A 25,028-nucleotide genomic window follows, 5' to 3' on the forward strand; every position below is an offset into this window, starting at 1 on the left:
ATGGCTGCCTTTTGCTGTTTATTTTTTTGATTCGATGACGATTTCATCTTTTTCCTGAAATTCATTTACGATCGTCTCTGCTACTTCTTTAGGAGAGCGGAGTCTTGACGGGTCACTGATATGGTCACTGTTTTCCCAGAATGGAGTATCCATTCCACCCATATAAGCATTCACGATGCGTAGGTCCGTGGCTTCGTATTCCTTTTGAAGGCTTTCGCCGAACCCTCTTAGGGCGAACTTGCTTGCTACATACAAGGACTCGTTTTTCTTTCCTCTAAGGCCGGCTGTAGAAATAATATTGATGATGGTGCTTTTCTTCTTCAGTTGAGGCAGCAGTGCCTTCGTTAACCGTATTGGCCCAAGGGCATTGGTTTCAAACATACTAATTAACTCATCGTCACTTGACTCCTCTAAAGGACCGAAATAGCCTACTCCTGCGTTATGTATGAGTAATTCAACCTTACGATCATTAAGGTGATCCCTGCAGAATTGGTGAATGTCATGAGTGGAGCGTATATCCAACGTGGCATATGAGACTTGTCCGCCTATATGTTCAATTTCTGTTCCAGCTTCCTTTAGACGGTCTTCTGTTCGACCAAGCAGGAGGATATGATATCCTTGCTGGCTAAAGAGTTTCCCCAATTCTTTCCCGAGGCCAGAGCCTCCACCTGTGATGATGGCTGTCTTCATGTTTAATCATCCTTTCTTATGTTTGTCGGGGCTGACCAAGCCGCTTGCGCTTTTCTTATTGTATCATTTTCTCTATACTACTATTAGTAGAGGTGATGAGAATGGAACAAGAGAGAAGATATAGTGAGATGACGGAGCATGAGTTGAAGCAGGAGATTGCTTCGTTGAAGGAGAAGGCTAGAAAGGCTGAACAGCTTGGGATTGTGAATGAGTTTGCCGTATTGGAGCGAAAGGCCCTTATGGCGCAGGCTTATCTCATGGATCCAGATGCTTATAAGCCTGGTGGGATTTATGGAATTGAAGGAGATCCGGGCACTTATTTTAAAGTGGACTATCTGAATGGAGTTTTCGCCTGGGGATACCGATTGGGCGGAGACGGGAAAGAAGAAGCTTTGCCCATTTCCCTTTTAGCCGGGGAAAAGAAATAATGAAGAGGTCCGTCAAGATGGACGGACCTCGGAAGATCTAGGAACGCTTACGTGTCTGGTTCTCCAGAATGATTAAGTCTTGAGTTTGTGTGGTTTGTCCATTTGCCTGAGAATGGGCATGCTTCGGATTGTAGAATGCCTTGTTAAATGGACTGCTGTACTTATTTCGGTAGAAGTTGTTTTTCATGTTTCCCATCGTGACTACCCCCTAATCAAATTTCACTGTATTAAAGTGAGTCGTGATCTCTTTGTCCAGAAGATTTCATGCGTTCTTGAGGATGGGTGTTGATGGTGCCGTTAGCCCTTTTAGATGCATATTCCGCCTTTGCTCTCGGTTCACCTTCAAATTTATTGTTGTTCATGTTGGGGAACCCTGTCGATTTATTTCGCATAATGTGCCTCCTAAAAGGTGAAATGTACTGACTTATACCGTGAAGAAGCAAAGATTCACAACTAAGCTTAACCACGTACCTTTAGTATGGGTGAAATGGTCGACATTATCATAAAAGTACAAACTAAATATTTGGAAAAGGAGGAGACAAAATGGAGTCTACATTCCACGAATTAACACAATTGTTAGTTGAAAAAAATAATAAGCTTTCGTATGAAAAAGCGAGGACCTGGATTGAACTCGTATGGGAAGATTTCGAAGCAACATACGCAAAAGCAGGTTACGATTACAAAGGGAAAGCAGTGACGGAGAAAGTCGTTCGACAATGGGTCAATACATACGGTGAGCAAATCCATGAATTCGCCGCACAAAACCCGAAATACAAACACCTGATCGACGATAAAGAAGATGATGATTTAGTACATTAAAGTAGGGACGGACCTTTTAAGGTCCGTCCCTCACTGCTTTAATCAATTAAAATGTCGATGTCCACTTTTGAGCGGAGTTTTTCTTCGCTGAATACCCATCCTGTGTACGAGCTGACGATGTTCAGGTCTTTATCGAGCTGCACGAGGGCGACGAATGGGTAGTGTCCGTTATTTCGATATCGCAGATCGATGAAACGTACTTCATAATGGTCATCGTATTCATCCACTTCCCAGCGGTAAACCGGGGAAAAGGAAAGGAATGCTGCCAGGTTTTTATCTTTCCTCGCGGCTTTGATGATTGGACTGTCAGGGATCTCCACGCGTTGAAATTTATCAAAGATCGTAATCGACCGCCTGAATGCCCGTGCTACATAATAATGTTCCTTCGTAACGATCGCCAGGCGCCACTGGAAAAATCGGATCGTCGGTGAAACGATGATCTTTTCAGCCTGGGGGATTCTTCGCTTCACTGCATTTTTCACGGCTTTTTGAACCTGAAATCTCAATACATAGTAAGCAAAAATGACAATGTACATGACCAAAAAGGTTTTTCCCGGTGGAAAACCAAGACCCCACAAAATCAAGCCGACTACATGTATGGCGAATATGATCGCATCAAACGTGTTAATGACCCCTAAAGCGACCCATTTCGACGAGATCGGCCTGATGGCCTGGGTTCCATACGCGTTGAAAATGTCGACAAATACATGAAGGAATACGGCCACAAATGTCCAAATCCATAGATGAAGCAAATCAGCACCTGGAAAAAACGGATAAAGACAAGCAACAATTAAGAGCGGCCAGAGAACGACCGCAGGAATACTGTGGGTGGCCCCCCGGTGGTGACGAATATAAACCGCATTATTGCGCAATTTCAATACGGTATCGATGTCAGGAATTTGAGAGCCGATCACGGCTGCGACCAACACACTTTGAGAAGTGGCTGCGCTTTCAGCTACGACGGGATCTAAAGTAGCCAATCCGCCGAGAGCGAAGCCCATGACGATATGAGTGCCTGTATCCAAAAAAAGTCCTCCCTTGGCTCGCATTTCTAAGATTTGTTTATGACGTTTCATTGGTGAACATGATATGGTTAAAAGGAGATTATTTCAATGAAAAACACTTTGCACATACATTTGGAATATGAAATCAAGCAGAATTCAAACCCTCGATATAAGCAAATTATGACCGATATCGCAGAGTCATTACCACATTATGATGCTCTCAACTTCCATTGGGAGAAGGCTGAAGATGATTCGAATCGCTATATCGAAACCTTTGTGGTTCCGACAGAATCCCATTTCCATGCGTTAAAACGTTTACGGATGTCCCGTCGTCATTTATTATTTGGATTATTGGACGAATGTATTTGTGGTGGGTTACAAGAAATAAAGCTTGTCTGTTTAAAAACAGAGTACTAATTATTTATTCCCTATTCAATGCAACAATTAACATCCTGGAGGTACAAAATTGATAGAAGAGCCACTGAAACACTTACAGACCATAAACCGTGAGGAATTTCAGAATGATTTGATTTCATGGTTTTCAAGAGAACAACGCGATTTGCCGTGGAGGAAGGATCAAGACCCATATAAAGTTTGGGTGTCAGAGATCATGCTTCAGCAAACGAGGGTGGATACGGTCATACCTTATTTTAACCGATTCATCGAGAAATTTCCTTCAATAGCTGCCCTTGCCTCTGCAGATGAAGAGGATGTGCTGAAAGCGTGGGAAGGCCTCGGTTATTATTCGAGAGTCAGGAATCTGCAAACAGCTGTGAAAGAAGTGAATGAAAAGTATGCAGGAGTCGTTCCGGATACGCCGAAAGAAATTTCTTCTTTAAAAGGGGTCGGTCCATACACGGCGGGAGCGATTTTAAGTATTGCTTACAGCAAACCTGAGCCTGCAGTGGACGGAAATGTGATGAGGGTATTTTCACGTATTTTGTCCATATGGCTTGATATCGCCAAGCCTTCATCCAGAAAAGTGTTTGAAGAAGCAGTGAGGGAGCTGATTTCAAGAGAAAACCCTTCCTTTTTCAACCAGGCATTGATGGAACTTGGTGCCCTGATCTGTACACCGACATCCCCATCCTGTCTGCTTTGCCCCGTACGTGAGCACTGCCAGGCTTTTGATGAAGGTGTTCAGACTGAACTCCCCATTAAATCGAAGAAAAAATCTGCTCGCAAGCTTAATATGGCGGCAGCGGTCCTGTTCACAGAAGATGATCGGGTTTTGATCCATAAACGCCCCGGGAAGGGCCTGCTCGCTAATTTATGGGAATTCCCTAATTTTGAAGTAGGAAATGCAAGCAGCGGAAGGAAGCAATTGCTCCAACTCATGGAAGAGGAGTATAAAGTGGATTGCTCTTTAAAGGCCGGAGTTGTGACAAAGATCCAGCATATCTTCTCTCACATCGTTTGGGATATCGAGGTGTATGTGGGATCTGTAAACAGCAATACGTTAGAAGGAAGCGAACTGATCGCCGTTACTCCGTTGGAAATGGAAAAGTATGCATTTCCTGTATCACACCAGAAAATCTGGCAGGAAACAGGAGCAGGGATACTGCAGAAATAGAAAGGAGCAGCGGGTCCCGCTGCTCCTTTATTTCAGTCGTAACTTATCTTCGTTCCATGTGTATAATCGGCTTCGCCCCGCTTCAATCCACCGCGGTTTTCGATTTCTTCGATAATTTCCCGATGAATCGATTGTCCTTCTGTATTCAAATAAGGTACTATTTGTTGTAGTGAATGGTGAAAGAAAGCAAGCTCGCTTTTTTTCCATTCATCTTTTGGTATCATGGAAAGCTCGGTCATATCTCTGCCTACATACATAACTCATTCCTCCATTTAACTGATATGTTCTTATTAGTTTGTGTGTTCAGGGTCGCTTTATGCTTTGGACCAATTGGAAAATGAAATTGAAAGGATGAAGTAATATGAGTCAAAAAGTAGCATTAGTAACAGGAAGCAGCCGCGGTCTTGGAAGGGAAATCGCCATCCAACTTGCAGAAAAAGGGTACGATATCGTCGTCAATTACGCCCGCAGTAAAAAAGGTGCCCTGGAAACGGCTGAACAAGTTGAAAAACTGGGACGAAAAGCATTTGTGGTCCGTGCGAATGTCGGGGATGTCGATAAAATCAAATCCATGTTCGAACAGATTAAAGAAGAGTTCGGCCGGTTGGATGTATTGGTAAGCAACGCGGCTTCAGGAGTATTACGCCCTGTCATGGAGCTTGAAGAGTCTCACTGGGACTGGACGATGAATATTAACAGTAAAGCTCTATTATTCTGTGCACAGGAAGCAGCAAAATTAATGGACAAGGGCGGACGCATTGTGAGCATCAGCTCTTTGGGATCCATCCGTTACCTGGATAATTACACTACGGTAGGGGTTTCAAAAGCTGCCGTGGAAGCATTGACGCGCTATCTTGCCGTTGAGCTTGCACCACGTGACATTATCGTAAATGCCGTATCAGGCGGCGCAATCGACACGGATGCACTCAAACACTTCCCTAACCGTGAAGAACTTCTTGAGGATGCCCGCAGCAAAACACCGGCAGGACGGATGGTCGAAATCGATGATCTTGTGAAGTCAGTCATGTTCCTCGTTTCAGATGATTCTTCCATGATCAGGGGTCAAACCATTATCGTGGACGGTGGTCGTTCTCTCCTTGTCTAATGGAACGTTTTTCCTGAAAAAAATCGAATAGTGAAATCCACGCTTGGTTATCTTAATAAGCGTGGAGGTGATTACAATGGCAAAACAACCAAACAAAACTCAATCTGGTACAAGCGTTCAACACGTGAAACAACAAAACGCTCAAGCTGGTCAAGCTCAGCAACAACAATACGGTACTGAGTTCGCTTCTGAAACGACAGCAGCTCAACACGTAAAGCAACAAAACCAACAAGCAGAAGCTAACAAAGCGAAAGCTTCTGGAAAATACGGTCAACAACAATAATCCCATTGTTCTTGACAGAAAAAGCACCCATTTCGATGGGTGCTTTTTCATTTTGGAGGGACGGACCTCCCAAAACAACACTCATAATCATACAAAGCTTTATATAACAACACTTCTACTCCATATAACCTCTGAAAATGGAGGTCCGTCCCTCCATCGACAAAACTTTCACGATTATGACAGAAAAAGTCAAAGGGTTTGTGATGGGAAGGGAGAATGTGTTAGGAGAGCTTGTTTAGAGGAGTTGGTCGAAGTGTTGCAGCAACGATTTAATGAGTTGGTTTCGGTACAGCTGTGTACAATGGATAAGTTGTTATATCTTCAGTCCGAGATAGAGCGTTGCCAGGCGTTGGAGGAAGAATTGATCCAGCTTCAGGAGATGACAAAGGTAGAATCGATACAGAAGGAAATTCTAAGGAAGAAGAAGGATCTCAGGGAAATTCAGAAAACCTTCCAAGAGCAGACCGATGAAGTGATCCGTTCCTATCAAAAGGAACAAAGCGGTGTCACATCATAAAATCAGGAGGAGCACCTCTGCCATTTCTATATTAGACCCCAGTAAAGATCAAATTCGGGCCATTCTTAAAGGATATTTTCTTTAAGGATAGCCCTTTTGTTTTAAATTTTCTGAGGAAACGTTATAATGATAAAATAGACAAGCATATATAAAGGTAATTCTGAAATGAAAGAAGGGGATACGATGGCGGTTCCCACTGAAGGAAAATCTGTACAAATACATAGCTTCAAGCATGATGGAAACATTCACCGCATCTGGAATGAGACGACGGTCCTGAAAGGGACGACCAATCAGATCATCGGTGGAAATGACCGGACGATGGTGACGGAGTCAGACGGAAGGACATGGATGACACGAGAGCCGGCCATCTGCTATTTCCATTCTGAGCTATGGTTTAACATTATTTGTATGATTCGTGAGGACGGTATTTATTATTATTGTAATTTAAGCTCACCATTTGTATATGATCATGAGGCGATCAAGTATATCGATTACGACTTGGATATCAAAGTGTTTCCCGACATGACATATACATTGCTCGATGAAGATGAGTATGAAGCTCATCGAAAGCTTTACGGTTACCCGGATGTGATCGATCACATCCTTAAGCGGAATGTCGACAAGCTTGTCCGCTGGATCAGACAGAGAAAAGGGCCATTCGCCCCGGACTTTATCGATATTTGGTACGAGCGATATTTGACGCACAGAGGGTAAATGGATTTTTAGGAAAGTTGTATAGGTGTAAAAGGGCTGACCCGGTAAGGAGCAACCTTCTCCTGATCGATCATGAGATCAGGGGGAGCTGCAGTGCTTCTTTCCGTACAGGGTCACCCCTTTTTATTGGGGTAAACTAAACGCATACACCTTAGAAAGGAGTAATCACTTGGATAGTATCAAACGGTACCTTCAGTTTGTCAAACCTTATAAGTGGCAGATCATAGGTACATTAATCATAGGCATCATTAAATTCACCATCCCTTTATTGATCCCCGTATTAATCAAATATGTCATTGATGATATCATCGGGGCTAAAGGACTGACGGCCGATGAAAAGACAAGTCAGCTGCTCATGATCATGGGAATCATGCTCGTCCTGTTCCTTCTCGTGCGGCCGCCGGTGGAGTATTACAGGCAGTACTTTGCACAGTGGACCGGCAACAAGATCCTGTATGATTTGAGGGATTATCTTTTCTCGCATATTCAGCGGCTCAGTTTTAAGTACTATTCGAATACAAGGGCGGGGGAAGTCATTTCAAGGGTCATCAATGATGTGGAGCAGACGAAGAATTTCGTCATCACAGGGCTGATGAATCTTTGGCTGGATGCGGCCACCATTGTGATTGCCTTGTCCATCATGTTCACGATGGATGTATCGCTCACCCTTGTGTCCCTCATCGCTTTTCCATTCTACGCCTTCAGTGTCCGCTATTTCTTCGGAAGGCTCAGGGGGTTGACGAGAGATCGCTCCCAGGCGCTTGCAGAAGTTCAAAGCCATCTGCATGAACGGGTCCAGGGGATGGCTGTCATCAAGAGCTTTGCTGTTGAAGATTATGAACAGAAGCAATTCCAGGATCAGAATCATAATTTCCTGACGAAGGCTTTAAAGCAGACAAGCTGGAATGCGAAGGCGTTTGCGGTCGTCAATACGATCACGGATATCTCACCATTGATCATCATTGGTTATGCAGGGCTGCAAGTGATCAATGGAGATCTTACCATTGGTACGATGGCTGCCTTCATTGCATATATCGACCGCCTGTATGGCCCGCTCAGACGACTGGTGAACTCATCTACAACACTGACTCAATCGATTGCTTCCATGGATCGTGTCTTTGAATTCATGGATGAAAAGTATGATATCGATGATGAACCGGGTGCTGTTCCGTGTGAAAATGTACAGGGGGATATCCAGTTCAACAATGTCTCTTTCCGTTATGAATCGGATGAAGAGAGAGTGCTCCGGAACCTCAACCTGGATATTAAGACGGGGGAAACCGTTGCGCTGGTCGGTATGAGCGGAGGGGGTAAATCATCCTTCGTCAGTCTGATACCCCGCTTCTATGATGTGACGGAAGGGGAGATCCTTTTAGACGGTACGGACCTCAGGAGGTTCCAGGTCAGATCTTTGCGGGACAACATCGGAATGGTACTGCAGGACAATATTCTCTTCAGTGAGTCTGTCAAGATGAATATTAAGTTCGGTAATCCCGAAGCGACGGATGAAGAGGTCATCGAGGCGGCGAAAGCGGCGAATGCCCATGACTTCATCATGAAATTGCCCCAAGGCTACGATACCCGCGTAGGGGAGCGTGGCGTGAAGCTGTCAGGCGGTCAGAAGCAAAGGGTGGCGATTGCAAGGGTATTCCTGAAGAATCCGCCGATCCTCATCCTGGATGAAGCGACGTCTGCCCTTGATTTAGAAAGCGAACACCTCATCCAGGAATCCCTTGAAGTCCTGGCAAAAGACCGGACGACCTTTATCGTGGCCCATCGACTCTCCACGATCACTCATGCGGACCGGATCATCCACATGGAGCATGGGGAAGTTGTCGAAATGGGGACACACGAAGATTTAATGAAGAAGCAAGGTCACTACTACAAGCTCTTCCAAGTGCAACAACTCGACCAATAATAGTGAAAGTCATGACATATCACGATTCCTGTGATAAATGTCATGACTTTTTTTGTATTTTCAAAAAACATATCAAACTTATTTCAGGTGTGTCGTGAATAAAGTAGTGCTAAATAACTTTATATGGAAGGAATGAAAGGGTTAATTGGACATATATTGAATGGAAGTGGGAATATCGACTTCTTGTAGAAAAATTCTGAAAATGGATTGCAACATTTGTAACATCTTGTATAATAAGAGACATATAAAAATTTAGAAAATAAGCACTATTAAGAAAAGAGAGATAGTTTCGAAGAGGAGGATTTGAATGAGCGAACAGCGTCCTTTACTGAAAGTGGAAGATCTAAGGACCTCCTTTTTTACGGATGATGGAGAAGTTCCTGCAGTCGATGGAGTCAGTTTTCATGTGAACGAAGGGGAGGTGCTCGGGATTGTCGGGGAAAGTGGATGCGGGAAAAGTGTCACCTCCTTATCCATCATGGGTCTCGTACCAAAGCCGCCAGGGAAAATCGTCGGCGGAAAAATCCTGTATAAAGATGAAGACCTGACACAGGCTTCCGAGAAGCGGATGAGAGATATCCGGGGCAATGACATAGCGATGATTTTCCAGGAACCGATGACATCGTTGAACCCCGTCTTTACCATAGGAGATCAATTAATCGAAGCAATACGCATACATACGAAAGTAGGAAAGAAACAGGCAAGGGAAAAGGCCGTCGACATCATGAAGATGGTCGGCTTGCCGAGATCTGAAGAATTAATCAAGGAATACCCTCACCAATTATCCGGAGGGATGAGACAAAGGGTCATGATCGCCATGGCGATGGTGTGCGATCCCCGCGTCCTGATAGCAGACGAACCTACAACGGCATTGGACGTGACGATCCAGGCCCAAATTTTAAAATTGATGAAGCGGTTAAATAAGGAACTGAACACAGCCGTTCTCCTGATCACACATGATTTAGGGGTTGTGGCAGAAACATGTGAACGGGTCGTTGTCATGTACTCAGGCAAGGTGGTGGAAGAGGGCACTGTTGAAGAAATCTTCAAGAACCCTCAGCATCCTTACACGAAAGGCTTGATACAATCTGTACCCGACATGCGCATCAAGCAGCAGCGATTGCATTCGATCCAGGGGAATGTTCCAAAGCCGGGATCGATCAAGACAGGCTGTCGATTTGCAGCCCGCTGTGATGCAGCATTCGATCGCTGTTTAGTGGAAACACCGGAATTATATGAAACATCACAAGGACATTGCACACGATGCTTCCTGTTCGATGAAGCGGAGGAGGGAGTTTATGACGGAACCGTTGCTAAAGGTTGAGAATCTTAAGAAACATTTCCCGATAACAGGGGGGATCCTTGGACGACCAGTCAGTTCTGTTAAAGCGGTGGACGGGGTTTCTTTTACCGTCAATAAAGGAGAAACCCTTGGAATCGTAGGGGAAAGTGGATGTGGGAAGTCGACGACGGGCAGGATGCTCATGAGACTCATCGACCCATCCGAAGGCAAAGTGACATTTGAAGACCGTGAGCTTACAAGTCTATCAAACTCGGACATGAGGAAGATTCGCCGGGAGATGCAAATGGTCTTTCAGGATCCTTTTGCATCCTTGAATCCCAGACATACGGTAGAAAAGATCCTCGAAGAACCACTCAAGGTTCATGGAATGGGTTCTGCCAAGGAAAGAAAAGAAAGGGTTCATGAACTCCTCAACATCGTCGGCTTAAGCAGCTATCATGCGAAACGTTATCCGCATCAATTCAGTGGAGGACAAAGGCAGAGGATCGGGATTGCCAGGGCGCTCATGACGAAGCCGAAACTCATCATAGCCGATGAGCCTGTGTCGGCCCTGGACGTATCCATTCAGTCCCAGGTATTGAATCTGATGCAGGATCTACAAAAAGAATTCGGACTCACCTATATCTTCATCGCGCATGATCTCGGTGTAGTCAGACATATAAGCGACCGTGTGGGCGTTATGTATCTCGGAAAAATGGTGGAGCTGAGCGATAGTGAGAATCTCTATGAAAAGCCTCTTCATCCATACACCCAGGCGCTCCTGTCGGCGGTACCCGTACCGGATCCGGATTTCAAAAGGGAAACCATTCTCTTACAGGGGGACATCCCGAGTCCGTCCAATCCACCTAGCGGCTGCACATTCCATACCAGGTGCCCGCATGCAACGGACATCTGCAAACAGAAAGTGCCGGAATTCAAGGAACACCAACCAGGGCATTATGTAGCTTGTCATCTTTACTAGAAGACAAGTCTCATAAGTATATAAACATTATTCAGGAGGGGATTTAGTTGAGGAAAAAAAGCTGGTCAATTTTAATGCTGCTCATCCTGCTCGTATCATCCGCGCTTTACGGATGTGGAGGAGATGAAAAATCATCAGGTGACAGCGGCAACAGTGGAGATAATGGAGATCCCAAAGTATTGATCTTCGGTCGCGGGGGAGACTCTGTCGCTCTTGATCCGGGAACAGTAACGGACGGGGAATCATTTAAAGTAACGAAAAACATCTTCGAAACACTTGTTAAATTCGGAGAGCAGGATACAGAAGTAAACCCGGGATTAGCTGAAAAGTGGGAAGTATCCGATGATGGGTTGAACTACAAATTCATGCTGCGTGAGGGAGTGAAATTCCAGGACGGCACAGATTTCAATGCAGATGCCGTTGTGAAAAACTTCGAACGCTGGATGAACGGGAATGCAGATCAATTCCCTTACTACGGTTCTATGTTTGGCGGTTTTAAAGGTGAGGAAGGTCACGTAATCAAGGAAGTGAAAGCGGCTGACGACATGACGGTCGAATTCGTATTAAAGCGTCCTCAAGCACCATTCTTGAAAAACATTGCCATGAGCCCATTTGCGATCGTAAGCCCGAAAGCAATTGATGAACTTGGTGACAAGCTTGCTGAAGCGCCGACAGATGCGGGGACAGGTCCTTTCAAATTTGTTGAGTGGAAGCGTAATGACAAAATCGTCATCGAGAAAAACGAAGACTACTGGAATAAAGATCTACCAAAATTAGATCAAGTCGTATTCAAATCGATCCCTGAAAACTCAGCCCGTCTGAATGCGCTGATTTCAGGTGAAATCGATCTTGCTGATGGTGTAAACCCAAGTGATGCAAGTAAAGTCGAAGGCGATGACAACCTGCAATTATTCGAACGTCCATCCATGAACGTTGGATACTTAGGATTAACATCAACTCGCGAACCTTTCAATGATCCTAAAGTACGTCAGGCAATCAACTATGCCATCAACAAGCAGGAGATCATTGATGCATTCTTCGAAGGAAAAGCGGAAATGGCGAAAAACCCGATGCCTCCTGTAATCGGCGGATACAATGATGATATCGAGCCTTATGAGTACAACCCTGAAAAAGCGAAAGAACTTCTTGCTGAAGCAGGTAAGAAAGATGGCTTCAAAATGGAACTATGGGCAATGCCAGTACCACGTCCATACATGCCGGATGGCCAAAAAGTAGCAGAAGCGATTCAAGCGGATCTTGCTGAAGTAGGAATCGAAGCCAAAATCGTTTCATACGAGTGGGCTACTTACCTTGAAAAAGCGAAAAATGGAGAAGCGGATGCATTCTTACTCGGCTGGACCGGGGATAATGGAGACGCTGATAACTTCCTATATGTTTTACTTGATCAAGACAATATCGGAAGCAACAACTACTCTTACTACAAAAACGATGAGGTACACAAAATCCTGATCGATGCCCAAACAGAAGTAGATCCTGGAAAACGTGAAGAGCTGTATAAGAAAGCCCAGGAAATCATCCATGAGGATGCTCCGTGGGTACCACTTGCTCACTCTACACCGCTGCTTGCAGGAAGCGCAGCACTTAAAAACTTCAAGCCGCATCCAACCGGTTCCGACTGGTTAGGCGCAGTAGACATGGAGTAATAAGCAACAAACCAAAGGGGAGACATCGCAGATTTCTCCCCTTTGTACATAGAAAAGCGGAGCCGACTGTTTAGCCCCGACAAGCAATCATATTATTTTTATCGAAATCAGAATCTCCACTCAGAGAGGTGAACAAAATGTTCCAATACACCATTCGTCGACTACTGCAGCTCATTCCCGTATTACTCGGGATGACTCTTATCGTTTTTTCGATCATCCGTGCCATTCCGGGAGATCCCGCTCAGGTGATACTGGGGCAGCAGGCTACGAAGGAAGCCGTTGCAGCATTAAGGGATCAGCTCGGTCTCGACAATGCCTGGTATATCCAATACATCGATTATTTAAAAGGGTTATTGACCGGGGATTTAGGGAGCTCCCTTCGAACAAAGACGGAAGTTTCAACCGAAATCTGGCCTTATCTGGCAGCTACAGCTGAGCTTGCCATCGTGGCCATCATCATCGCAATTGTCATAGGTGTGAATGCAGGGATCATCAGTGCATGGTTCCAAAACTCCTGGTTCGACTATACGGCCATGATCCTGGCTCTTATCGGTGTTTCCATGCCGATCTTCTGGTTAGGACTGATGGAGCAATGGACATTCGGTATCCAGCTTGACATCCTGCCTACAACAGGAAGGGAGAATATACGGAATCCCGTGGATTCAATAACCAACTTTTATATTCTCGATACAATCATGCAGGGCCGTTTCGATCAGCTTGGTGACGTATTGAAGCACATCATTCTGCCGGGGATAGCCTTAGCGACCATCCCGATGGCCATTATTGCCCGGATGACACGCTCAAGTATGTTGGAAGTTATGCGTTCGGATTATATTCGCACAGCCCGTGCCAAGGGATTGAAAATGTTCTGGGTCGTGTACAAGCATTCTTTGAAAAATGCCATCATCCCGGTGCTGACCGTCATTGGTTTACAGATGGGTCTTCTCCTCGGTGGTGCGATCTTGACCGAGACCATCTTCGGCTGGCCTGGAATCGGACGTTATATTTACGAAGCGATCGGTTACCGTGATTACCCAGTCGTTCAATCCGGAATATTGGTTGTCGCCACCATCTTTGTCACGATTAACTTGATTGTCGACTTACTGTATGCGGCTGTCGATCCGCGTATTAAATACAACTAACATCAATGAAGAAAGAGGTGAACTCTCATGGCAGAATTAGCAGAACCGCAAAAAGAGCTTCATCCTTCCCTGGAAGAAGAAACGGTTTCTCCCTGGAAGGAAGCCTGGAAAAGCTTCACAAAGAATAAAATTGCTTTAGTCGGATTTTGTATCGTCCTTTTCTTTGTCATCCTGGCGATTGCAGCACCACTCATTGCACCCCAGGGGATCAATGAGCAGGATTTATCCAAACGACTGCAGGCCCCGTCCTCAGAACATTGGTTGGGAACGGATGATTTTGGACGGGATATTTTATCGCGTATCATCCATGGTGCGCGTATCTCGTTATGGGTCGGTTTCTTCGCCGTCATCGGTTCTTCAGTGATCGGAAGTTTACTGGGGATCGTAGCGGGTTATTATGGCAGATGGGTCGATACGATCATTTCCCGTATTTTTGACATCATGCTTGCCTTTCCAAGCATCCTGCTTGCAATCGCTGTTGTGGCAGCCCTTGGGCCGTCACTCCGAAATGCATTGATTGCCATTGCCATTATCAATATACCGAATTTCGGTCGACTCATCCGTTCACGGGTACTGAGTGTGAAGCAGGAAGAGTATGTCATGGCTGCAAAAGCAATCGGGATGAGCGACTTCAGGATTCTTTTCAGTCATGTACTGCCGAATAGTATGGCTCCGATCATCGTGCAGGGAACACTTGCCATTGCGACGGCCATCATTGAAGCGGCAGCACTTGGTTTCCTTGGTCTTGGAGCCCAGGCACCTGAACCTGAATGGGGAAAAATGCTGTCCGATGCAAGACAGTATATGCTTCAGGCCCCTTGGACGATGATCTTCCCGGGACTCGCCATCATGCTGACTGTATTAGGCTTCAACCTGATGGGGGATGGACTCCGGGATGCACTGGATCCAAAAATGAAAAACTAATAAAAAACGGAGCAAAGGACATCAGTCTTTGCTCCGTTTTTCCATCTATTCTTCTTCTTCCCCGATCATTACTTCGTTATCCTCTTTATGATACGACTGAAAACTTGTAATCAGTTTTTCCAAATGCTCCAGATGTTCATCGTATTCAAAAATGGCAGAGAAAATATGAAGCAGGTGGAAGTTATGGATGTTGTCATCCTTTGTATGGTGATTGACCTCTTCAAGCATGATTCTCATCAGCTCTTTCCGGTGCAGGCATACATCCTGCTGGGCTTCCGATTCTGCATGGGGATGCATCTTGCCAAGGAACTTCAATAGTAGCTGTTCATGATAGGTCAGTAAACAATCAAGTTGATTTTTAATGACAGCCCGCAATTCGTCGGGCAATTGATAGATTTCGTTTTCATACCGATTCAGGCGCTTCAATATCTCGAAACTACGATTCGTTGAAGAAATCATTTGTCGGAAGATCACGAGCTTACGGCTTTTGACAATCGAATTTTTCTTGAAATAATCCCGTTCTTCTTTATATAGAAGATACAGTTGGTCGACCTTTATCAACTTTTCTTTAATTCGTTCCAGATCCTTTTTCAAAAGGTGGAACTCCGTTGCGTGCCTCATACTTAACCTGATCCACTTCAGGATCTCCTCCGTTGAATCGGATACTTTATGATAAAGCTTGGTTTCATATTTTGGCGGCAGGAAGACAAGATTCACCAGGAATGATGAGAAGACCCCGATCATGATGGTGGAGAAACGGATGAAGGCAAACTGGATGAAGTCCTGATCCGTCACTTCCATGATCGCAATCATCGTCACCAATGCAAGGCCGATTGTGTTCTGCAGCTTTAATTTTAGAATGATAGCAATGGCGATAACAGCAGCGAGACCTACAATCAATGGATTGCTTCCAAATAATAGTACAAATATGACGGCAATCCCGGCACCGATCAGGTTCCCCTGAATTTGTTCGATAATGGATAGATAAGAACGATAAATGGTGGGCTGGACGGCAAAGACCGCCGCAATTCCAGCGAACACCGGAGAAGGTATGCCGAGCAGCTGGGATACAAGCAAAGCTAATACAATCGCAATTCCCGTTTTAAGGATGCGAGCACCAAGTTTCATGGAATTAGAATCCTTTCTTGTGTAACGTTTTTATAAACAATACTGTACTATACATGTACTTACAAGTAATATCAATAGGCAAATCCGAATAAGTTTTTACAAAATATGTACCTTTTTATGATGGGGATCAAACTCCCCAAAATTCATTGATATGCAAAAAGGTAAAGAATTAGTATTGCTTATCAAAAAAAGACTGCACGCTTGTGGCATGCAGTCTTTTGATGGTGTTTACAGTTGTGCAAAGGCACGTTCTACAGCTTCGAGTGTCACCTTGATATCCTCTTCCGTATGGGCCGTCGTCAGGAACCATGCTTCATATTTAGATGGCGCAAGATTGATGCCCTGATTAAGCATAAGTTTGAAGAACTTTGCAAACATTTCTCCATCGGTTGCTTCTGCCTGCTCATAGTTCTCCACTTTTTCAGTTGTGAAGTAGAGAGTGAGGGCTCCCTTCAGCCTGTTGATGGAGATGGGGGTGTTATGCTTTTCTGCCGCAGCTAAAATCCCATTTTCAAGCATTTCCCCAAGTTGATCTAATTTCTCGTACACGCCGTCTTCTTTTAATACTTCCAGACAGGCAATCCCTGAAAGGATGGAGGCTGGGTTTCCGGCCATCGTTCCAGCCTGGTAGGCAGGACCGAGTGGCGCCACCTGTTCCATGATTTCTTTCTTCCCGCCGTACGCTCCGATCGGAAGTCCTCCACCGATGATTTTTCCGAGTGCAGTCAAGTCAGGTTTTACTTTCAGCATGTCCTGGGCACCGCCGTAAGTAAAGCGGAATGCTGTGATGACTTCATCATAGATGACAAGGGAATGGGAAGCATGGGCGATTTCATTTACCTGCTCGAGGAAGCCTTCCTTCGGTTCCACGATCCCGAAGTTTCCGACGATCGGTTCCACAAGGACAGCAGCGATTTGATCTCCCCATTTTTCCATCGCTTCTTTAAACGGCTCGATGTCATTGAATGGAACAGTGATGACTTCCTGCGCGATGCTTTTCGGAACCCCTGCAGAATCCGGCGTTCCCAGGGTAGACGGACCAGAACCGGCTGCAACTAGTACCAGATCAGAGTGGCCATGGTAACAGCCCGCGAACTTGATGACTTTGTCTTTCCCTGTATAGGCTCTTGCCACACGGATCGTGGTCATCACGGCTTCGGTACCTGAATTGACGAAGCGGACTTTGTCCATGTAAGGCATGGCTTCTTTGATCATTTTCGCAAATTTCACTTCGTGGCGGGTAGGAGTTCCATAAAGGACACCGTTTTCCGCCGCTCTTGTGATCGCTTCGGTGATATGAGGGTGGGCATGTCCCGTGATGATGGGACCGTATGCAGCCAGATAATCGATATATTTGTTCCCGTCCACGTCCCAGAAATATGCGCCTTTTCCTCTTTCCATGGCAACAGGTGATCCGCCGCCAACTGCTTTATAGGAGCGGGATGGGCTGTTCACGCCTCCGACTATATGCTCCAATGCTTCTGTATGTAAAGTTTCTGATTCAGTGAATTTCATATTTTCCTCCCGGTTAATGTGTATTTGTCTATGAACCACCCTTCTATTGTAGTACGGTCTTTTCCACTTTAGCAAATAGGGAGTCGATGGGTACACTAAATTTCAAGCAGACTGTTCAAAGAGAATCAGCCTACTGTGGTACACTATTCTTTGTTTCTAAAAGACAAACCTATTTTAAAAGAATGTAGGAGGACGCAAGATGAACGCAATTGAAGTGAAGCATTTGCGTAAAGAATTCAAGGCTTTTTCCAGTCGATCAGGGCTGAAGGGTGCTTTCAGGGATTTATTTACGCGTAATTATAAAGTCGTTCCGGCGGTGAACGATATTTCATTTAATGTGAAACAGGGTGAGATGGTCGGTTATATTGGTGAAAATGGGGCCGGGAAGTCGACCACCATCAAAATGCTGACCGGGATCCTGACTCCGACCGGGGGAGAGTTAACCGTCAATGGGATGAATCCCCATAGGGACCGGGAAAAGTTCGTACAGACGATCGGTGTCGTATTCGGCCAGCGTTCCCAGCTCTGGTGGGATATTGCCGTGCAGGAGTCCTTTCAACTGCTGAAAAAGGTGTATAAAGTGCCGGATCAACAATACAAGGAGCATATGGGTCATGTGATTGACACACTGGATATCGCTCCGCTCCTGGACAAACCTGTCCGTAAATTATCCCTTGGACAGCGGATGCGGTGTGAACTCGCCGCCGCACTTGTTCATAATCCATCACTTCTCTTCCTGGATGAACCGACAATCGGATTGGATGTCCTCGTAAAATTGAAAATCCGTCAGTTCTTAAAGGAAATCAATGAGAAATACAACACAACCATTTTACTTACGACCCACGATTTATCCGATATCGAAGCGCTGTGTGAACGGGTCGTGATGCTCGATGAAGGGAAGATCATTTACGATGGTGAACTGAGTCGGCTGAAAGAAAACTGGGGAGATCAGAAAGAGGTCGTTTTTCAGTTCCTGGATGAAACCTCTCTGTCTGCTTTATCCGCTCTTACTAAAAACCAGAACATCTCTTGGAGTTTTGATGAGAAAAAGCAATCCTACGCTGCGATAACAGATGCCGATGAAGAAGTCATCTCACAGCTCATTACAGATGTCGTGGCAAACTTCAAAGTGAAAGATATGAAGATAGAAGAAACGACTACTGAGGAAATCATCCGAAACATCTATGAAAAAGGGGCTGTGACAAGTTGAGTGGTGAAAAACAAGCTGTGAGTCTGCTCGTGTGCGGGGTGAAGGATCATGGCTAAGTATATCGAAATGATTCGCATCCGATTTCTGATGATGCTTGCCTACCGCACAAATTATTATAGTGGAATCTTGATTTACAGTATTAATATCGGTGCGTACTATTTCCTGTGGCAGGCCATTTATGGTGGAAAGCAGGATATTGAAGGATTATCAATCATTCAGATGACGACCTATGTGGCCGTATCGTGGATGGCCAGGGCATTTTATTTTAATAATATCGATCGTGAAATTGCGCAGGAAATCAAAGAGGGGAAAGTGGCCGTTGAATTCATCAGGCCATATAACTATCTCGGCATGAAGACGATGCAGGGACTGGGAGAGGGAATCTTCCGTTTGGTGTTTTTCTCGTTTCCGGGGATGATCATCGTAAGCCTGATTTTCCCGCTTCAAATCGGGACAGGCTTTGACACGATCGGATTATTCGCCATTTCGATCCTTTTCAGTTTCATCATCAATACCCAAATCAATTTGCTGACAGGGATCACAACCTTTTTCTTATTTAATAACGACGGTCTCATCAGGGCCAAACGGGTCGTCATCGATTTATTCTCGGGACTCCTTCTTCCGATTCACTTTTTCCCCCTGTGGGCCCAAAATGTGATGGAGTATCTGCCCTTTCAAAGCATCAGTTATGTCCCGAGCATGATTTTCACCAATGGCTTTTCCACGTCGGAAGCCTTCAATGCAATCATGATGCAGGGCCTTTGGTCGCTGCTTCTCCTTATACCGATTAAAGTGCTTTGGGTCATGGCAAAAAAACAAATGATCATACAGGGAGGGTGACCGATGTTTTATGTGAAGATGTTTTTTCAATATGTCGCCCAATACATGAAGATCAGGTTGCAGTACCGGGCCGATCTGATTGTCGAGATATTATCCGATTTACTATTTCAAGCTGTCAATCTTGTATTCATCCTTGTTGTTTTCGGTCACACGCAGCTGTTGAGCGGATGGACAAGGGATGAAATTATATTTATCTATGGATTTTTCCTTGTACCGTTCGCCCTGTTCAGTTCCTTCTTCAATATCTGGGACTTTAACGACCGGTATGTAGTGAAGGGTGAGTTCGACCGGATCCTGACGAGGCCCATCCACAGTTTATTTCAAGTGATATTGGAGCGGATGGAGCTGGAGTCCCTTTTTGGCGTCATCACGGGAATGGCCGTCATGTACTACGCAGGTGGGAGGCTTGATATCACCTTCGAATGGTATGAGCCGGTTCTATTCATCGTTTTTGTCCTGGGGGGAGCCCTCGTCTATGCAGGGATCTTCATTGCTCTTGCAAGCATTGCGTTCTGGTCGGATGCGAAAACGTCCATCATGCCGATGATGTACAATATCGGAAACTATGGAAGATATCCGGTCGATATTTACAATAGCGTCATCCGGTTTGTACTGACCTGGATCCTTCCTTTTGCGTTCGTTGGCGTATATCCATCCGCCTTTTTCCTTGAAAAGACGGAATGGTATTCGTATTCGTTCCTGACTCCATTTGTCGGAATCGGTTTTTTCATTTTTTCCATCTTCCTTTGGAATGAAGGCGTGAAACGGTACAGGGGAGCAGGTAACTAGAATGATTTCACGATGAAAAGCGTACATATACTAAGACAAGCAGAAAAAAGAGGGTATGTACATGCTTTATATCATTGGATTTTTCATTCTTTTTTGCATGGTCATGAGTCTGCGGGCATTATTTTATCCTTCACGATGGAAAGAACACCATGTTTCCCTTCATCATTTTCTCTTTTTGGGAATGTGCTATATCACGATCATGATCGGGTTCGGGTTATTATTCATGCTCCTTGAGATCGAGGGCATCCAGATTCTAGTCGAGGCGGGGAGACCACTTTCCGGAGACTTCCTCGATCATTTTTTTACTACGATGTATTTCAGCGGCATTACCCTCTTCTCAGTGGGGTATGGAGATGTAACCCCTGTTGGGATCGGGAGAGGGATCGCCCTTATCGAGTCCTGGCTCGGCTATACGATTCCGGCAGCCTTTGTCGTGAAGTCCTTTTTACACTATGAGAACAAGTAGCGTATGGTTTGAGTTTTTCCCTCCTATTGGGTACGCTAAAGTCAGAACGATAACCATTAGGAGGGGAAGATGTATGACAGTTGGTCAAAAAGCACCTGAATTCGAATTACTGGCAAGCAATGGAGAAAAGGTGAAGCTATCTGATTATCAAGGAAAAAACGTGGTCCTTTATTTTTATCCGAAGGACATGACACCAGGGTGTACAACAGAAGCGTGTGATTTCAGGGATCAGCATGAGAACTTTGAAGATCTTGATGCCGTCATCCTTGGGGTGAGTCCGGATCCCGTCGATAAACATGAGAAATTCGTGGACAAGCATGGACTCCCGTTCCTCCTGCTTGTGGATGAAGATCATAAAGTGGCAGAGGAATACGGAGTGTGGAAGCTGAAGAAAAACTTCGGGAAAGAATACATGGGAATCGAGCGTTCCACCTTCATCATTGATAAAGAAGGGAACCTCTCCAAGGAATGGCGGAAGGTGAAAGTGAAGGGGCATGTCGAAGAAGCTCTTCAATATATACAAGAAAACCTTTCCTAAGCCTATTTTACAGCCTATTTTATCGGGTTTGAGGCTTTTGTCCATTCACAAAAGCTGTAAGGACATATAGTAAGAGTAGGGCAACCTCCTCAAATAAGTCAGTCTCATCCGTGTAGCAGGATCGACCAGGTCGATCCTCTTTTTTTATGCTCATGGGGATGCTCGAAACTAGGGAGAACCCTCTCCTATATGGTAAAATAATGGGCAATAGGGATGGGAGGCAACTACATGAAAATCATCTTTACATTTCAACCTAAAGAAGAATTCGTCTCAGATTTAACGAATAGCTTCCCTGGGGTTGAGTTCCTTTTTTATAAAAAAATCAACCAAGCGGAAAGTGAGCTTCCCGATGCGGAAGTGATCGTTACGATGGGGGAAGATTTAACGAGTGATCATATTGAAAGAAGCAAGAAATGCAAATGGATCATGGTCACTTCGGCGGGACTCGAAAAAATGCCGTTTGAAGCAATCAAAAGAAGGGGGATCCTTGTCACCAATGCAAGGGGAATCCACAAGATCCCCATGGCAGAGTTCACGATCGGCTTGATGCTTCAGCATGCAAAACAGCTTCAATCAGTATGGGAGCAGGAGAAAGATGCCGTGTGGAGCAGAAGGTTACCTACCACTGAACTTCATGAAGCATCTCTCCTTATTCTTGGAGCGGGAGCCATTGGAGGGGAAATCGCCCGACTGGCAAAGGCATTTCAAATGAACGTAAGTGGAGTGAATTCCACCGGCTCACCCGGAAAGCATTTTGACAGCATGTTCACCTTGGAGACCTTCATGGATCAGCTCCCCGAAGCCGATTACATTGTTTCTGTGCTTCCAAGTACAAACCGGACAAAGAGAATACTGGACGTTGATCATTTTGAACAGATGAAGGAGTCTGCTGTATTCATCAATATTGGCCGGGGTGACCTTGTTGAAGAATCCGTCCTTCTTGAAGTAACAGAAAAGAAGTTGATTCAACATATGTATCTGGATGTATTTGATCAAGAGCCGTTAGCTGAACATCATCCTTTTTGGAAAACGGAAGGCATCACGGTGACACCTCACCTTTCAAGCATTACAAAAAAGTACATGCCAAGGGCACTTGAAATCTTTAAAAAGAATTTATCTACATATAGTAATAAGAGGGATAACTTTATTAACGTGATTGATGCAGAGAGGGGTTATTAATATGAAAATTTATACGAAATCTGGAGACAAAGGGACGACTTCCCTGGTTTATGGAACCCGCGTATCGAAAAAGGATCAACGTGTGGAGGCCTACGGAACCTGCGATGAAGCGAACTCCATGATAGGTCTTGGTCTAAGTTATATCAAGGCTGAATACTTTGATGGTAAAGAAGAATTCGAAGAGTTTCTTCACAAGGTGCAAACGATCCTTTTCCATGTCGGGGCAGAACTTGCTACTCCCGCTGGAAAAGAAGTGAAATGGAAGCTTGATGAAACACATATCAAGGAATTGGAAGATCAAATCGATAGGATGGACGGATCTCTCACACCTCTACGAAACTTCATCCTTCCCGGTGGTCAACCGGCCGGTGCCGCCCTGCATACAGCAAGAACGATTGTCAGGAGAGCTGAAAGAGAAGCTGTAGGAATTGATGAAGACATCAATCCATTAGTCCTTTCGTATCTGAACCGGCTTTCTGACTACCTCTTCGTAGCAGGCAGATACATCAACCAGCAGCTTGGTGAGCAGGAGAAAAACCTCCACGAGTAGCAGGGTGAAAGATTGACAAAATGGACGGTTGATTAGTACACTATTTATAAAGATTATAAAATAATAATTCTTATGAAAAGAGGTGCATGACGATGTCTGAAGAAGGACAATTGAAAGAAGCGATTTCGACATTGAAGGAAACGGGAGTCCGTATCACTCCTCAACGTCATGCGATATTAGAGTATCTCATTGATTCAATGGCCCATCCAACTGCCGATGACATATATAAAGCGCTCGAAGGGAAATTCCCTAACATGAGTGTGGCGACCGTTTATAATAATTTGCGTGTATTCCGTGAAGTAGGTTTAGTGAAAGAACTGACATACGGGGATGCCTCCAGTCGCTTTGACTTTGTGACGACCGATCATTATCATGTCATTTGCGATGGCTGCGGTAAAATCGTAGACTTTCATTACCCTGGACTTGATGAAGTGGAACAACTGGCTTCCCATGTCACGGGATTCAAGGTGAACAACCATCGTATGGAAATTTACGGCACGTGCTCTGACTGTTCTGTTAAGGAGACACATTAGAGAAGAATGGTTCTAATTAGAACCATTCTTCTTTTATTTTAGGCATCAAAAAAGACCTTCCGTTGAAGGTCTTTTCTCATTCAGCTTTATCTTTTCCTTTTATTATAGTCCTCATCGAATTCTTCCCCTTCAAGGTTCGGGTCAAGAGTCAGGGGCTCGTTACAATACATGCACATATCTACACGCCCAAGGACCTTGGTGACCTTACCGCAATTGGGGCATGTCACCTGTACGGCCTTCGTCGACAGCATCCCGATCCAGAAGTAGACAACCGTACTTCCGATGATTCCCAGAAAACCCAGTAGCATGAATGTTGTCATAACCCACGGATGTTCTCTAAAATATATACCGACGTACATAATGATAAATCCGATGAAAACTAAACTTAAGGCAAACGTACGGATTTTATTGATCTTACTTGAATATTTCTTAGCCATTTGTTTGTCCCTCCTAAAAAAATACTATACCATATTTGTTGGTAGTAGAGGGATGCGAAACCATTTTGTCGAAAAATGACTATATTCAGAGAAGGAAATCCCCTTTGAATGTCGAAATAGTAACCAACCAATGAGTGATGTGGAGGAGTATGAAATGGAAGACATTTTACGACCGTTATACCAAGAGCGTACAAGTCACCCCAATACTTTAGGAGCGCTTCTAATAGAACAAAGCAAGAAATCAAGTCCCTTGACCGATACCTTTGATATCGTCCTGTTCCTGATTGTGAAGGAAGCGGAAGAGCCTGTGTTCATCAAGCATTATTCTTATAAAGAACAAAAGGCAGCATTACATATCGTGACAGAAGCCAAGCTGAATGAGTGGATCTTACTCGGATCAAACCGGAAAGTGATCGATTGGCTATTCAATGGGAAAGTCCTGTTTGACCGCAACGAGTTTATCCAGAATCTTAAAACCGAGTTGCGAGACTTTCCTTTCTATGGCAGAAAGATCAAAATGGGCATGGAATTTGCCAAATTGATCCGCCGGTATATGGACGGTAAAGAATTCTTTGAAAGCAAACATTATTTGGATGCATACAATCACATCGTCCACTCTTTGCATCATTTAGCGCGACTGGCGGTTATTGAAAACGGGTTCCACCCTGAGGTAACCGTATGGAACCAGGTCAAGCAAATAGAACCTGAGATTTATAAACTGTATGAAGAGCTCGTTACCAGTGATGAAGAAATCGATAAACGGCTGGAGCTCCTGTTCCTGGCAAGTGAGTTCCTCAT

The 25,028-nt window shown here is 44.8% G+C and carries 31 protein-coding genes (1 of these 31 only partly in view); 23 read left to right on the forward strand and 8 right to left on the reverse strand.

All coding sequences use genetic code 11. The annotated features are described in order from the left end of the window. Positions 1 to 18 precede the first annotated feature (18 nt). Positions 19 to 690: an SDR family NAD(P)-dependent oxidoreductase gene (locus tag M1J35_RS09060; protein WP_254653478.1), complete on the reverse strand. Its 672-nt coding sequence runs from the start codon at positions 688 to 690 to the stop codon at positions 19 to 21. Between the two features lie 101 nt (positions 691 to 791). Between M1J35_RS09060 and M1J35_RS09065 the strand changes: the two genes are divergently transcribed. Further along, on the forward strand, positions 792 to 1,118 hold the full coding sequence (locus M1J35_RS09065; RefSeq protein WP_061810819.1) for a YfhH family protein: 327 nt from the start codon (positions 792 to 794) through the stop codon (positions 1,116 to 1,118). 37 nt (positions 1,119 to 1,155) lie between these two features. Here the strand turns inward: M1J35_RS09065 and M1J35_RS09070 are convergent, their stop codons facing one another. After that, positions 1,156 to 1,314 carry a YpzG family protein gene (locus M1J35_RS09070; protein ID WP_079531087.1) on the reverse strand — a complete coding sequence of 53 codons (159 nt, stop codon included), beginning with the start codon at positions 1,312 to 1,314 and terminating at the stop codon, positions 1,156 to 1,158. 31 nt (positions 1,315 to 1,345) lie between these two features. Then, positions 1,346 to 1,510, reverse strand: a complete 165-nt coding sequence (locus tag M1J35_RS09075; RefSeq protein ID WP_034762570.1) for a small, acid-soluble spore protein K — start codon at positions 1,508 to 1,510, stop codon at positions 1,346 to 1,348. A 151-nt stretch (positions 1,511 to 1,661) separates the two neighbouring features. Between M1J35_RS09075 and M1J35_RS09080 the strand changes: the two genes are divergently transcribed. After that, on the forward strand, positions 1,662 to 1,937 hold the full coding sequence (locus M1J35_RS09080; protein ID WP_254653479.1) for a YfhJ family protein: 276 nt from the start codon (positions 1,662 to 1,664) through the stop codon (positions 1,935 to 1,937). Positions 1,938 to 1,975: 38 nt separating this feature from the next. On the opposite strand, the gene M1J35_RS09085 is transcribed toward M1J35_RS09080, so the two are convergent. After that, complete coding sequence (locus tag M1J35_RS09085; RefSeq protein ID WP_254653480.1) at positions 1,976 to 2,962, reverse strand: metal-dependent hydrolase; 987 nt, start codon at positions 2,960 to 2,962, stop codon at positions 1,976 to 1,978. 87 nt (positions 2,963 to 3,049) lie between these two features. Here M1J35_RS09085 and M1J35_RS09090 point away from each other — a divergent pair, with 87 nt between their 5' ends. Beyond that, complete coding sequence (locus M1J35_RS09090) at positions 3,050 to 3,358, forward strand: hypothetical protein (protein WP_254653481.1); 309 nt, start codon at positions 3,050 to 3,052, stop codon at positions 3,356 to 3,358. Between the two features lie 49 nt (positions 3,359 to 3,407). Then, the gene (mutY, locus tag M1J35_RS09095; RefSeq protein WP_254653482.1) at positions 3,408 to 4,514 is read left to right on the forward strand and encodes an A/G-specific adenine glycosylase; all 1,107 of its coding nucleotides are present in this window, start codon (positions 3,408 to 3,410) and stop codon (positions 4,512 to 4,514) included. Positions 4,515 to 4,546: 32 nt separating this feature from the next. On the opposite strand, the gene M1J35_RS09100 is transcribed toward mutY, so the two are convergent. Then, entirely contained in the window at positions 4,547 to 4,771 is a 225-nt protein-coding gene (locus M1J35_RS09100; RefSeq protein WP_224520635.1) for a hypothetical protein, read from the reverse strand. A 104-nt stretch (positions 4,772 to 4,875) separates the two neighbouring features. On the opposite strand from M1J35_RS09100, the gene fabL reads away from it, so the two are divergent. The 10 genes from fabL (at position 4,876) to nikC (ending at position 15,045) form a co-directional block, all read left to right on the forward strand. After that, positions 4,876 to 5,619, forward strand: a complete 744-nt coding sequence (gene fabL, locus M1J35_RS09105; protein ID WP_034762580.1) for an enoyl-[acyl-carrier-protein] reductase FabL — start codon at positions 4,876 to 4,878, stop codon at positions 5,617 to 5,619. 76 nt (positions 5,620 to 5,695) lie between these two features. After that, a complete protein-coding gene (locus M1J35_RS09110) occupies positions 5,696 to 5,902 on the forward strand; it encodes a gamma-type small acid-soluble spore protein (RefSeq protein ID WP_034762583.1) in 207 nt (68 codons plus the stop codon). Positions 5,903 to 6,155: 253 nt separating this feature from the next. Beyond that, a complete protein-coding gene (locus tag M1J35_RS09115) occupies positions 6,156 to 6,419 on the forward strand; it encodes a YgaB family protein (RefSeq protein WP_279726461.1) in 264 nt (87 codons plus the stop codon). 183 nt (positions 6,420 to 6,602) lie between these two features. Beyond that, positions 6,603 to 7,133 carry a nucleoside tri-diphosphate phosphatase gene (locus M1J35_RS09120; RefSeq protein ID WP_034762875.1) on the forward strand — a complete coding sequence of 177 codons (531 nt, stop codon included), beginning with the start codon at positions 6,603 to 6,605 and terminating at the stop codon, positions 7,131 to 7,133. Between the two features lie 169 nt (positions 7,134 to 7,302). Continuing rightward, entirely contained in the window at positions 7,303 to 9,051 is a 1,749-nt protein-coding gene (locus M1J35_RS09125; RefSeq protein ID WP_254653483.1) for an ABC transporter ATP-binding protein, read from the forward strand. A 307-nt stretch (positions 9,052 to 9,358) separates the two neighbouring features. Further along, positions 9,359 to 10,375 (forward strand): ABC transporter ATP-binding protein, encoded by a 1,017-nt coding sequence (locus M1J35_RS09130; RefSeq protein ID WP_061810823.1) that lies wholly within the window; start codon positions 9,359 to 9,361, stop codon positions 10,373 to 10,375. Further along, positions 10,350 to 11,315, forward strand: coding sequence for an ABC transporter ATP-binding protein (locus M1J35_RS09135; RefSeq protein ID WP_061810824.1), 966 nt, complete (start codon positions 10,350 to 10,352; stop codon positions 11,313 to 11,315). The genes M1J35_RS09130 and M1J35_RS09135 overlap by 26 nt, the downstream gene beginning before the upstream one ends. A gap of 74 nt (positions 11,316 to 11,389) precedes the next feature. Beyond that, positions 11,390 to 12,979, forward strand: coding sequence for an ABC transporter substrate-binding protein (locus M1J35_RS09140; RefSeq protein ID WP_224521128.1), 1,590 nt, complete (start codon positions 11,390 to 11,392; stop codon positions 12,977 to 12,979). A gap of 137 nt (positions 12,980 to 13,116) precedes the next feature. Continuing rightward, positions 13,117 to 14,121 carry an ABC transporter permease gene (locus tag M1J35_RS09145; RefSeq protein WP_034762595.1) on the forward strand — a complete coding sequence of 335 codons (1,005 nt, stop codon included), beginning with the start codon at positions 13,117 to 13,119 and terminating at the stop codon, positions 14,119 to 14,121. 27 nt (positions 14,122 to 14,148) lie between these two features. Further along, positions 14,149 to 15,045, forward strand: a complete 897-nt coding sequence (nikC, locus tag M1J35_RS09150) for a nickel transporter permease (protein ID WP_034762597.1) — start codon at positions 14,149 to 14,151, stop codon at positions 15,043 to 15,045. Positions 15,046 to 15,090: 45 nt separating this feature from the next. Here nikC and M1J35_RS09155 read toward each other — a convergent pair whose 3' ends face one another. Then, on the reverse strand, positions 15,091 to 16,173 hold the full coding sequence (locus M1J35_RS09155; protein WP_224520631.1) for an FUSC family protein: 1,083 nt from the start codon (positions 16,171 to 16,173) through the stop codon (positions 15,091 to 15,093). A gap of 228 nt (positions 16,174 to 16,401) precedes the next feature. Continuing rightward, on the reverse strand, positions 16,402 to 17,688 hold the full coding sequence (locus tag M1J35_RS09160; RefSeq protein ID WP_254653484.1) for a glutamate-1-semialdehyde 2,1-aminomutase: 1,287 nt from the start codon (positions 17,686 to 17,688) through the stop codon (positions 16,402 to 16,404). A 199-nt stretch (positions 17,689 to 17,887) separates the two neighbouring features. Between M1J35_RS09160 and M1J35_RS09165 the strand changes: the two genes are divergently transcribed. The 8 genes from M1J35_RS09165 (at position 17,888) to perR (ending at position 23,793) form a co-directional block, all read left to right on the forward strand. Further along, entirely contained in the window at positions 17,888 to 18,898 is a 1,011-nt protein-coding gene (locus tag M1J35_RS09165; RefSeq protein WP_254653485.1) for an ABC transporter ATP-binding protein, read from the forward strand. Positions 18,899 to 18,946: 48 nt separating this feature from the next. Then, on the forward strand, positions 18,947 to 19,738 hold the full coding sequence (locus M1J35_RS09170; protein ID WP_224520629.1) for an ABC transporter permease: 792 nt from the start codon (positions 18,947 to 18,949) through the stop codon (positions 19,736 to 19,738). Between the two features lie 3 nt (positions 19,739 to 19,741). Next, entirely contained in the window at positions 19,742 to 20,527 is a 786-nt protein-coding gene (locus tag M1J35_RS09175; RefSeq protein WP_224520628.1) for an ABC transporter permease, read from the forward strand. Between the two features lie 61 nt (positions 20,528 to 20,588). Then, the gene (locus tag M1J35_RS09180; RefSeq protein ID WP_060673410.1) at positions 20,589 to 20,993 is read left to right on the forward strand and encodes an ion channel; all 405 of its coding nucleotides are present in this window, start codon (positions 20,589 to 20,591) and stop codon (positions 20,991 to 20,993) included. A gap of 73 nt (positions 20,994 to 21,066) precedes the next feature. After that, a complete protein-coding gene (gene bcp, locus M1J35_RS09185; RefSeq protein ID WP_034762614.1) occupies positions 21,067 to 21,531 on the forward strand; it encodes a thioredoxin-dependent thiol peroxidase in 465 nt (154 codons plus the stop codon). A 228-nt stretch (positions 21,532 to 21,759) separates the two neighbouring features. Beyond that, complete coding sequence (locus M1J35_RS09190) at positions 21,760 to 22,710, forward strand: D-2-hydroxyacid dehydrogenase (RefSeq protein WP_254653486.1); 951 nt, start codon at positions 21,760 to 21,762, stop codon at positions 22,708 to 22,710. A 1-nt stretch (position 22,711) separates the two neighbouring features. After that, positions 22,712 to 23,260 (forward strand): cob(I)yrinic acid a,c-diamide adenosyltransferase, encoded by a 549-nt coding sequence (locus M1J35_RS09195; protein WP_034762619.1) that lies wholly within the window; start codon positions 22,712 to 22,714, stop codon positions 23,258 to 23,260. Between the two features lie 92 nt (positions 23,261 to 23,352). After that, on the forward strand, positions 23,353 to 23,793 hold the full coding sequence (perR, locus tag M1J35_RS09200; RefSeq protein ID WP_371928721.1) for a peroxide-responsive transcriptional repressor PerR: 441 nt from the start codon (positions 23,353 to 23,355) through the stop codon (positions 23,791 to 23,793). 86 nt (positions 23,794 to 23,879) lie between these two features. Here perR and M1J35_RS09205 read toward each other — a convergent pair whose 3' ends face one another. Next, positions 23,880 to 24,230, reverse strand: a complete 351-nt coding sequence (locus tag M1J35_RS09205) for a YgzB family protein (RefSeq protein ID WP_034762624.1) — start codon at positions 24,228 to 24,230, stop codon at positions 23,880 to 23,882. A 154-nt stretch (positions 24,231 to 24,384) separates the two neighbouring features. On the opposite strand from M1J35_RS09205, the gene M1J35_RS09210 reads away from it, so the two are divergent. Next, positions 24,385 to 25,028 carry the 5' portion of a nucleotidyltransferase-like protein gene (locus tag M1J35_RS09210; protein ID WP_034762625.1) on the forward strand. Its footprint extends 223 nt past the window's final position, so the window shows 644 of its 867 coding nt (coding positions 1-644); its start codon is at positions 24,385 to 24,387; its stop codon lies beyond the right edge, outside the window.

Origin of the sequence: Rossellomorea sp. KS-H15a, assembly GCF_024195245.1 — a bacterium.
GTDB lineage: Bacteria > Bacillota > Bacilli > Bacillales > Bacillaceae_B > Rossellomorea > Rossellomorea vietnamensis.